This is a genomic window from Mesorhizobium newzealandense (assembly GCF_042682145.1).
Classification (GTDB): Bacteria; Pseudomonadota; Alphaproteobacteria; order Rhizobiales; family Rhizobiaceae; genus Mesorhizobium; species Mesorhizobium newzealandense.
Genome location: NZ_JBHUGZ010000001.1, coordinates 921,254 through 930,570 on the forward strand (window position 1 = coordinate 921,254; position 9,317 = coordinate 930,570).

Below are 9,317 nucleotides of genomic sequence, written 5' to 3' on the forward strand. Positions count from 1 at the left end.
GACCGACGTGCTTGAGACGGCATGATCCGTGTCGTCTGGCGTCACTGGGTTAACAACGTCGGACGTCTGCGCCCCGGTAAGCTGGCAGATCCATTCCATAACATCGGCAGCAAACGCCACCAAACAGCGGCCGAAATCCTGATGGAGGTCGCACGGGACTTTTGAGGCCGATCGCGCTTCATGGTTTGCGATCAAAGGCTGGAGCTAACCAACCCGAGTGCTGGCTACATCGCCAACCATATGTCATTCATGCTCGATCTCCTGAAGGTGCCGCGTCCGCACGCAGGTGCCGTCGACGGCCGCAGACATCTTTGGGCAGTCGCAGCCTGGATTGCCGCCTTTCACTCCGGTAGGCGCAGGAGTCGCCACGAACTTCAATAGCCCTTGACTGTATCGCAATTGAGACACATATAGGGGGTCATATCGCCATTCGATGTGAGTGGGCCACCGGCGAGTTGTTCGTTATAAGGAGTCTTGATGTGGCTGCCACTAAAATGATTCATGTTCGGGTCGAAGATGACATTCGTGAAGAGGCTTCCTTGGTTCTTGGGTCGTTCGGTCTTTCGCTTTCGGATGCCGTTCGGGTGTTTCTTCATCGAGTTGTGGCGAGCCAAAGCTTTCCTCTCGAGCTCAAGGTTCCCAACGAAACAACCCGCGCCGCCCTGACGGAGGCTCGTGAGATCAGGAAGGCCCGTAAGGCTCGCTTTATGACACCGGATGAGCTTTTCGCCGAGCTGAACGGCAAGAAGTAAATTCAGCGAGCAAGCAGCTTGAAGAAACCGAGCGACGTCAGACGCACCTCCCTTCCAAGAGCATCGGAATACACCAGACAATTTCGAAAGGACTGGAACCGATACAATAAGGCCGGGAAAATGGATATGAGTCGCGCAATCGAATTGATGACGCTGATCATTCTGAAAAGGCCACTCGGCGCTGAGTGGGCCGACCACGAGCTCTCAGGTAGAGAGTGGAAAGTGGCGAGGGAAGCACATATCGGTGGTGACTTTCTCCTTGTCTATACTGCCGATGACGACTTCGTCGAATTTGTCAGGCTTGGCTCACATTCAGAGCTGTTTGGAAGATAAGGCGCGGCGCTGGCGCGCCCGACATCGCGATTTGTATACCGCAAAAAGGGCAGAGCCGCCCAAGGGAGATTGGGGGCTTTTGCTATCCAATGCCGCATATCTGCTTGTCACGAGCACAAGCGGTAGTTCTCGTCCAGGCTCGGGGATAATGGTTACCGCTTCGCGCGTCGAATAGAAAACCGCAATCGCCGCGGTAGTCCCATCCTCTTCGACGCGCTCAAGGTGGTATGCATCCCGCCGTTCCGGTCTATTTTTGTCAGTTAACTGTAAGCGGTTTCCGACGGCCGAACGCTCGCCCGCGAGTGGAGAAGGCTTGCGTTGCGCCTTAGCTCGTGAGCCCCCCAAAACACAAATATTTCAGGTCCAGGTAATCATCGACGCCGTATTTCGAACCTTCCCGGCCAAATCCTGACTGCTTGATACCCCCGAACGGCGCGACCTCAGTCGAAATGAGCCCGGTGTTGATGCCAACCATGCCATACTCCAAGGCCTCCGCGACGGCCCACACACGGCTCATGTCCTGGGCGTAGAAATAGGCCGCAAGCCCGAATTCGGTGTCATTTGCCATCTCAATGACGTCATTGACCGCATCGAAGCGGAACAAGGGCGCCAACGGCCCGAAAGTTTCTTCGCGGGCGACCGCCATCTTGGAGGTTACCCCGGTCAGGACAGTCGGCCAGATGAAATTGCCGCCAAGAGGGTGGTCTGGCCCACCCGCCACAATGCTGGCGCCCTGAGAGACTGCATTCTCAATGTGACGCCTGACCTTGGCCACGGCGCGGTCATCGACCAGCGGGCCGATCTCGGTGCCTTCCGCAAAGCCGTCACCAACTTTGAAGGCTTTGACGCGATGCGCGAGCTTGTCGGCGAACTCTTCGTAGATACCGCTCTGCACGTAAAGGCGATTGGCGCAGACACAGGTCTGGCCAGCATTGCGGAACTTGGAGACGAGGGCTCCTTCGACGGCCGCATCGACATCGGCGTCGTCGAAGACGATGAACGGTGCGTTGCCGCCCAGTTCCATGCTGAGCTTCATGACTTGCGCCGAGGCTTGCGCCATCAGGGTGCGGCCGACCTCGGTCGACCCGGTGAACGTGAGTTTGCGAACCTTCTCGTTTTCGCAAACCTCATCGCCGAAGTCCGAGCTCTTCGTGATCGGGACAACGCTCAATAGCCCGGACGGCACCCCTGCCCTTTCCGCAAGTACGGCGAGGGCCAAGGCGGAGAGTGGCGTCAGGGCTGCCGGTTTGAAGACGATCGAGCAGCCCACCGCCAGCGCCGGAGCGATCTTGCGCGCCACCATCGCCGAGGGAAAATTCCAGGGCGTAACAGCGCCGACGACCCCGACAGGTTGCTTGATCACGACGATCCGCTTGTCACGGGCATGACCGGGGATAGTGTCGCCATAGACGCGCTTGGCCTCTTCGCCGAACCACTCGATGTAGGACGCGCCATAGAGGATCTCGCCCTTGGACTCGGCGAACGGCTTCCCCATTTCAGCGGTCAGGATCGTCGCCAGGTCATCAAGATTGGCGATCGTCAGATCATACCAGCGCCGAATGACTGCAGCGCGCTCCTTGCCGGTACGGGCAGCCCACTCCTTCTGGACGACATAGGCCACATCGATCGCATTGGCGATGTCGGCTCGGGTAAAATCGGGCAGCCTGGCCAGCACTTCGCTGGTCGAAGGGTTGGTGACCTCGAAGGTTTGTCCGGACCGGGATTGGCCGAGCCACTCCTTGCCGATCAATCCCGCTTCCCGGATCAGATCCTTGTCCTTGATCTTGTTGAGGAGTGTCGCTGATACGGCCATGGTTAGACACCTTCACTGAGTTGCGAACGGCCCCGCGCGAGAAGTGCCCGGGCCTGGGCGATAATGGGAGCGTCGATCATCTTGCCGTCGACAAGGCGCGCTGCGCCGTCCCGGGCCGCGTCGACGACGCGCTGCGCCCAGCGCAGTTGCTGTTCACTCGGCTGGAAAGCCGAGATGACATGGGAAGTCTGGGCAGGGTGTATGCAAAGCTTCCCGCCGGCCCCATGATCTAAGGCCTGCTGGCATTCGGTGGCCAGTCTGGCGGTGTCCGTGACCTCGAAGGATGGGCCATCCAACGGCAGGGGCATGCCGGCGGCCCTGCTCGCCACCGCCAGCCGCATCATGGCATGCGCTTTGAGGTCATTGGAGGCGGGCACACCCAAGTCCAGCGCAAAATCTGCGGGTCCGAAGGCCAGTCTCGCGACATGCGAATGAGCGGCCAGCGCCCCCGCCGCCTGCAGCCCTCGCGCCGTCTCGATCAGCGCCATGATCTCGATGTCGTCACCCAAAATCCGAACCATCGCGTCGAGGATCGCCGCGGACTCCGCTTTTGGCAGGCAGATGCGCCGAAGCCCGAGCGCCCCGACTGCAGCAAGGTCAGTCGTGTACCAGCTGCTGTCTTGGCTGTTGATCCGAACGTAGGTGGGGTTCCGCAATGTCAGGGCATGGTGAAGGTTGGACCGGGCGCCATCCTTGGCGGCGGGCGCAACGGCGTCCTCAAGATCGATAATAATCGCGTCGGCTCCGGACCGGTCGGCCTTTTCAAAACGCTCTGGCCGGTCGGCCGGAACGAACAAAGGCGCGACAGGCGTAAAATGCAAGTCACCCTGCGCAGACATCAGGCCACACCCCGGTCGATATCGGCTTCCATGTGCACGGCGCCGCTCCCGCCTTGCGTCCAGAGTCGCTGACCATCGATGCCGACCCTGACCGTCAGTTCACGGTCTACAATCGCCGGAGCTATCCCGCGGTAGCGAAACGTCAGGGGTATACCGGCGCCTTGGGACGCCGCGAGGTTGAGGAGAAGCGTTGCCTGGAGGGGGCCATGGACAACCAACCCCTCATAGCCTTCAGCCTCGGTCGCGTAAGGCAGATCGTAGTGGATACGGTGACCGTTAAAGGTGATCGCAGAGTAGCGGAAGAGCAACGTGGACGAAGGAACGACAGACCACACTTGCGCTGCTGGCCGGATTGCCGTGGGCTCGGCCGGTGAGGTGTTTCGAGACACGCCATTTCCCGAGATCGCAGCTTCCCGATAAACGATGTCCTGCCGTTCACTCAGTGCGAGACCACGATCGGAATGATAAGCGTGGCCGACCGCGACGAACCAGAGTTCACCGGATCGGCCTTGCTTGCGCACTATGTCCAGGATGGTGGACGCCTTGCGGACTTTGTCACCGACCCTAAGGTGATCATGCAGCTGAAGTTCACCACCAGCCCACATGCGGCGCGGCAGCGGCACAGGCGGCAACGACAGGTTCTTGGCGGGGTGTCCGTCAGCACCCAACTGGTCCATGCCGGCGATTGCCGGCGACAGGCACCAATGGATGCCCAACGAGGCGGCATCTGCGGGCAGCGGCGCTAGATGCGGTTCGAAAATGGCGCGGAAGCTCATCACGAGGCGCTCCGAAACGACATCGATGCTTTCGCTCTGACGGCCAATCCATTCTGCCGATAGCTTCTGTTCGGTCGCGTCCACTGGCCTTTACCGTCAGTACGAACGTGGCATCCCGAGCACATGCTCGGAGAGGTAGGACAGGATGAGGTTCGTCGAGATCGGCGCAACCTGGTAAAGCCTGGTCTCGCGAAACTTGCGTTCGACGTCATACTCTTCAGCGAATCCGAAACCGCCATGCGTCTGGATACAGGCGTTCGCGGCTTCATTGGAAGCATCAGCAGCCAGCATCTTGGCCATGTTCGCTTCAGCGCCGCAGTCCTGACCGGCCTCATAGAGCCGCGTGGCTTCGCGGACCATGAGTTCGGCTGCACGCATGTTCGCGTAAGCCTTAGCGATGGGAAACTGGACGCCTTGGTTGGCGCCGATGGCCCGGCCGAAGACGTTGCGGTCGCATGCGTAAGTGGAAGCCTTGTTGATCAGCCACTTGGCGTCGCCGACACATTCGGCGGCGATCAGGATCCGCTCGGCATTCATCCCGGAGAGGATATACCGGAAACCCTTGCCTTCCTCACCGATCAGGTTTTCGGCAGGGATCTTCACATTATCGAAAAAGACCTCCGTCGTGGAATGGTTCATCATCGTCCGGATCGGCCGGATTGAGAGACCCTGCTTGAGTGCTTCCTGCATATCAAGAATGAACACAGATAGGCCGTCAGTGCGCTTTGCGACCTGATCCTTCGGGGTGGTCCGGGCGAGCAGCAGCATGAGATCCGAGTACTCGGCCCGGCTGGTCCAGATTTTCTGACCGTTGACCACGTAGTGATCGCCGTTCTTCCGTGCGAAGGTACGGATTGAAGTGGTGTCGGTGCCGCTGGTCGGCTCGGTTACACCGAACGCCTGCAGCCTCAATTCTCCGGAGGCGATTTGCGGAAGATAGCACTGCTTCTGCGATTCATTGCCGTGGCGAAGCACCGTGCCCATGACATACATCTGCGCATGGCAAGCCGCACCATTGCATCCCGCCCGTTGAATCTCCTCGAGCACGGCGGCCGCTGCCGAAAGCGTCAAGCCCGACCCGCCATATTCCTCGGGGATCAGCGTCGCAAGGTAGCCGGCCTCGGTCAACGCGTTGACGAAATCCACGGGGTAGGCGCGGCCGGCATCGAGCTTGCGCCAGTATTCGCCCGGAAACCGCTCGCAGAGCCGACGCACGGCGTCGCGGATGTCCTCGTTGTCAAAGTCCTTGAACATCAGGCGCTCCGCGCGGCATGAACCTGGGGAGGCGCGTCCCCAGCGGTTTCAAACAGACCCAGCGAGCGCACCGGACGGTTGTCGGTAAGGCCCAGGATAGCGCCGATCAGGTCGTCGGCACGGGCTTGCGAAGTGCCGCCGGCGACGAGCTGCGTGCGCGCCTTCTGAGACAGCTCGGCTGCCGTCACCGGGTTATCGGGATCGCCCTTGGCGTCGTGTCGGGCGGCGAAAAAGCGTCTGCCGGAAGCCGTCTCGACGATCACCTCGGCACCCCACGATTCCGGATAGGCGGCATCGATCGACGGCGCCAGCTCGACCCTGACCTTCTTGCGTTCGCCGACCATTCGTTGCCGTGCATCAGCATCGAAGCTGGCCTGATCGACGCGGCCGTCCGCGAGCGCTATCGCCACCGTGTGCTGCAGCGAGAATTTGGCACTGTACGGATCTTCCGGAATGGGCCGGTCGCACACGTCAAGGGCCGCCCGGTAAGCCCCGACATGAACCCTTGCGATGGCTTCCCCGGCGATCTCGTTGTGCAAGGCGATCGCGCCGTCGATCGCCGGATGGGTGTGTCTGCAGCACGGCCATGGCTTGATCGAGGTCTTGATCAGTTGCCAGGCCCGCTCAGGCCCTGCCGTGACGGCCTCCGGAATCGGGTCCGGACACAGACCGGCGTAGAAGCCCTTCTCGCCTTCCAGGATGTTCTGCGCGCCCGTGAATCCTTCCTTGGCCAGGAACGAAGCGATGACGCCTGATTCCGCAGCCCTGGCGGTGTGGAGATGCTTGCTCATGGCGCCTTCGGCAAGGAACTCCCAAAGACCCGATGACTGGGTACCCGCATTCCCAAGCGCCCATACGGTCCTGGTGTCGTCGAGGCCGAGGAGCTCCGCCACGGCAAACGCCGCACCGAACGGCCCGCAGGTCGAGGTGTTGTGCCAGACCCGGTAATGCTTCTTGCCGACGGAGGTGCCGACCCGGCAGCAGGCCTCGTATCCTGCGAGAACCGCGCGAAGAAACGCTTTACCGCCAAGATCGTGGTCGTGGGCTACCGCCCAGGCCGCAGGAATGACGACACTGCCGGGATGGGTCACCGAGTCCCGGTGGAGGTCATCCATCTCCAAGATATGTGCTAGGCCGCCCAGGTAGAACGCCTTGCGGGCGGTATCGGTTTGCGCCGGCGGGGCGACCACCTTCAGCATGCGGGCGGGCTCGGTTGGCAATGCGCCGAGGGCGCAGCCGAGCGTATCCAGGACGAATAGCGATGCCCATTCGAGGTCGCGGTCGGTCACTGGCTTTTCACGGATCAACCGTGTCAGGTCGCGGGTCAAGCTCATAGTGCTGCATTTCCTATCCGTTTGGGACCTACCATATCTGGAGGACCGAACTCTTGCCGCAAAGCCCCATCGTGTTCCCCGAGCGAAGGCACACTGCCAAGCACGGGACGCATGCCATTGACAGTGACCGGCGGCGCAAACAGCTCAACCGGACCAACTGCGGTCTCAACCGATACTTTGGTGGCACTGCGATGCACCGCCAGTTCCGCCATGGTCGACACACGGCCATAGGCAATTCTGACGTTGTCAAGCAATTCGCATAATGCAGACATGGTGTAGGTCGCCAAGATCGCCTGCACGCATGCGTCAAGCGGCTCGCGGTTTTTTGATGCGAAGCACGTTGCGCTCGAATCTCGGGTCCGTTGCAACCGACGGCCGGCGCAGGACACTGTCGCAGAAGACGACCCATTCGCGTTCGTTCTGGACGGCGATCAGGATTTCCCCGTCACTCACCTGAAACAGCCCGTAGGGCGCGATCGAGGGGTGGGCGAGCCCAAGCCGCCGCGGCTCCTTGCCACCGTAGTGGCGCGCCAGATATGGCACGTTCATGTATTCGGCGAGGGTGTCGAAAAGGGAAAGCTGCAGGTGAGCCCCGTCCCCAGTTCGGCTGCGCATGATCAGGGCTTCGAGGATAGCGGCGTAGGCCCCCTGTCCCGTAGCGATATCGGAGATCGATATGCCGACCCGGGTCGGGCCAGAAGTTGCGGACCCAGTGACCCCCGCCAAGCCCGCTTCCGCCTGGATCAGCAGATCGTAGGCTTTCCGCTCGTGGTCGGGTGTTCCGGGTGCGTAGCCACCGATGTCACACACGATTAGCCTGGGGAACCGCCGCCTGAGGTCGGCGCTGCCGATGCCCAACCTGTCGGTTGCGCCAGGTGCGAGGTTCTGGACGAACACGTCGGCGGTGGCGAGCATGGATTCGACCAGCGCAAGATCATCCGGCTGCTTCAGATCGACGGTGCAGGATTGCTTGCCGCGGTTGTTCCAGATGAAATAGCTGGAGAGGCCGTGAACATAATCGTCATAGCCGCGCGCGAAGTCGCCCTCGGGGCGCTCGAGCTTGATGACCCGCGCGCCCGCGTCGGCCAGACGGGACGTCGCCAAAGGCGCGGCCACGGCTTGCTCCAGCGAGATGACGGTCGTTCCCTCCAGCGCGCCTGGCATGGCTCGCTCCTTATGCTGCTTTTCCGATACCATCGCACCGGAAGGGGTCCTTCCGTCAAATAGCGTTTTGTAATGGGAGGTATAGCGAAACGGTACAGTCGGCCGCCCGCCTGCAGCACCCTAGCCGAAGAGGTTGGGTCGCTGGTTTTCGTTGGGTAGCTCTGCGCTCCAGACCTGGTCCTTGACCAGCTGGCGAAGGATCTCCCACGATAGCTGCCCGACGGCGCGGGGCGCTGTCTGCAACGCCCGTTCGGTCGAGTAAGCCAGGTACACTTTACGTGTAATTGGCGGGTTTTGGAAACTCCACGCCCGAAACAAGCCGGCCTGCGCCTCAGCGTTGATCGCCATCCGCGGCAGGATCCCGTAACCGATGCCACGTGTCACCAATCTCTTGATTTGGGTGTAGGAGTCGATTTCGATCGCCGGGTTGATGGCGACCTGGACTGACGTTGCCACGGCTTCGATCAGTTCTCGCAGGCCGTGGCCCGGGCCCGGCACAACGAGGGGCAGTCCGGCGACGTCACGAAGCTCCACAGAAGAGCCCTGCAAGTCGGCCTGGCCCTGCATCGACGGGCCGGCAAAGAGACAGATTTCCTCGGACAAGCCGTGATGTACCGCGAGCCCCCGGGGATCCGAAGTTGCATAAATCATCGCGAGGTCAACCTCCCCGCGCTTCAACCATTCCAGAATGTAGCCGCTCATCGCCTCAACGATGCGGATGCGCACCTCGGGGAACCGCTCGCGGGCGGCCTCGATCAGCGGCGCCGCAAGAAGCTCGCTCACTGTACCCGGTAGGCCGAAACGCACTTCGCCGCGAGGGGCTATGGCGGCGCCCCGGACACTGTCGTTAATTTCGGCAAACTCGGCAAGGATGCGCTTGGCATGCACCATCAGCCGCGTGCCCGCTTCGGTCGCACTGACGCCGTGCGGCCCGCGATGCAGGAGAGCAAGGCCAAGCTCCTCTTCCATGTGCCTGACATGCTGGCTCAACGCGGGTTGTGCTACATGAAGCTGCGTCGCGGCTTTCGAGAACGAGCCGCTCTCGACGACCT

The 9,317-nt window shown here is 61.3% G+C and carries 10 protein-coding genes; 2 read left to right on the forward strand and 8 right to left on the reverse strand.

Features of this window, described 5'->3' with window-relative positions:
• Positions 1–479: 479 nt before the first annotated feature.
• Positions 480–752: a type II toxin-antitoxin system RelB/DinJ family antitoxin gene (locus tag ACFSOZ_RS04055; protein WP_245331265.1), complete on the forward strand. Its 273-nt coding sequence runs from the start codon at positions 480–482 to the stop codon at positions 750–752.
• An 18-nt stretch (positions 753–770) separates the two neighbouring features.
• Positions 771–1,085 (forward strand): type II toxin-antitoxin system YafQ family toxin, encoded by a 315-nt coding sequence (locus ACFSOZ_RS04060; protein ID WP_210200184.1) that lies wholly within the window; start codon positions 771–773, stop codon positions 1,083–1,085.
• A gap of 325 nt (positions 1,086–1,410) precedes the next feature.
• Here the strand turns inward: ACFSOZ_RS04060 and ACFSOZ_RS04065 are convergent, their stop codons facing one another.
• The 8 genes from ACFSOZ_RS04065 to ACFSOZ_RS04100 all read right to left on the reverse strand — a co-directional run.
• Entirely contained in the window at positions 1,411–2,898 is a 1,488-nt protein-coding gene (locus ACFSOZ_RS04065; protein WP_095090173.1) for an NAD-dependent succinate-semialdehyde dehydrogenase, read from the reverse strand.
• 2 nt (positions 2,899–2,900) lie between these two features.
• Positions 2,901–3,737: an HpcH/HpaI aldolase/citrate lyase family protein gene (locus ACFSOZ_RS04070; protein ID WP_095090175.1), complete on the reverse strand. Its 837-nt coding sequence runs from the start codon at positions 3,735–3,737 to the stop codon at positions 2,901–2,903.
• Positions 3,737–4,597 (reverse strand): HTD2 family dehydratase, encoded by an 861-nt coding sequence (locus ACFSOZ_RS04075; protein ID WP_378921785.1) that lies wholly within the window; start codon positions 4,595–4,597, stop codon positions 3,737–3,739. The genes ACFSOZ_RS04070 and ACFSOZ_RS04075 overlap by 1 nt, the downstream gene beginning before the upstream one ends.
• A gap of 12 nt (positions 4,598–4,609) precedes the next feature.
• Positions 4,610–5,767, reverse strand: coding sequence for an acyl-CoA dehydrogenase family protein (locus tag ACFSOZ_RS04080; protein ID WP_095090180.1), 1,158 nt, complete (start codon positions 5,765–5,767; stop codon positions 4,610–4,612).
• Complete coding sequence (locus ACFSOZ_RS04085; RefSeq protein ID WP_095090184.1) at positions 5,767–7,101, reverse strand: MmgE/PrpD family protein; 1,335 nt, start codon at positions 7,099–7,101, stop codon at positions 5,767–5,769. The genes ACFSOZ_RS04080 and ACFSOZ_RS04085 overlap by 1 nt, the downstream gene beginning before the upstream one ends.
• On the reverse strand, positions 7,098–7,388 hold the full coding sequence (locus tag ACFSOZ_RS04090) for a hypothetical protein (protein WP_379093739.1): 291 nt from the start codon (positions 7,386–7,388) through the stop codon (positions 7,098–7,100). Before ACFSOZ_RS04090 ends, ACFSOZ_RS04085 begins: the two co-directional genes overlap by 4 nt.
• Before the next feature lie 19 nt (positions 7,389–7,407).
• Positions 7,408–8,265, reverse strand: a complete 858-nt coding sequence (locus ACFSOZ_RS04095) for a CaiB/BaiF CoA transferase family protein (RefSeq protein ID WP_379093742.1) — start codon at positions 8,263–8,265, stop codon at positions 7,408–7,410.
• Between the two features lie 120 nt (positions 8,266–8,385).
• On the reverse strand, positions 8,386–9,317 hold a 932-nt coding region (locus ACFSOZ_RS04100), incomplete at its 5' end, for a LysR family transcriptional regulator (protein WP_379093745.1).

Coding starts and splice junctions, on each gene's coding strand:
- ACFSOZ_RS04070 (WP_095090175.1), bottom strand. CDS start 3,737: ATGTCTGCGCAGGGTGACTTGCATTTTACGCCTGTCGCGCCTTTGTTC.
- ACFSOZ_RS04095 (WP_379093742.1), bottom strand. CDS start 8,265: ATGCCAGGCGCGCTGGAGGGAACGACCGTCATCTCGCTGGAGCAAGCC.
- ACFSOZ_RS04080 (WP_095090180.1), bottom strand. CDS start 5,767: ATGTTCAAGGACTTTGACAACGAGGACATCCGCGACGCCGTGCGTCGG.
- ACFSOZ_RS04085 (WP_095090184.1), bottom strand. CDS start 7,101: ATGAGCTTGACCCGCGACCTGACACGGTTGATCCGTGAAAAGCCAGTG.
- ACFSOZ_RS04065 (WP_095090173.1), bottom strand. CDS start 2,898: ATGGCCGTATCAGCGACACTCCTCAACAAGATCAAGGACAAGGATCTG.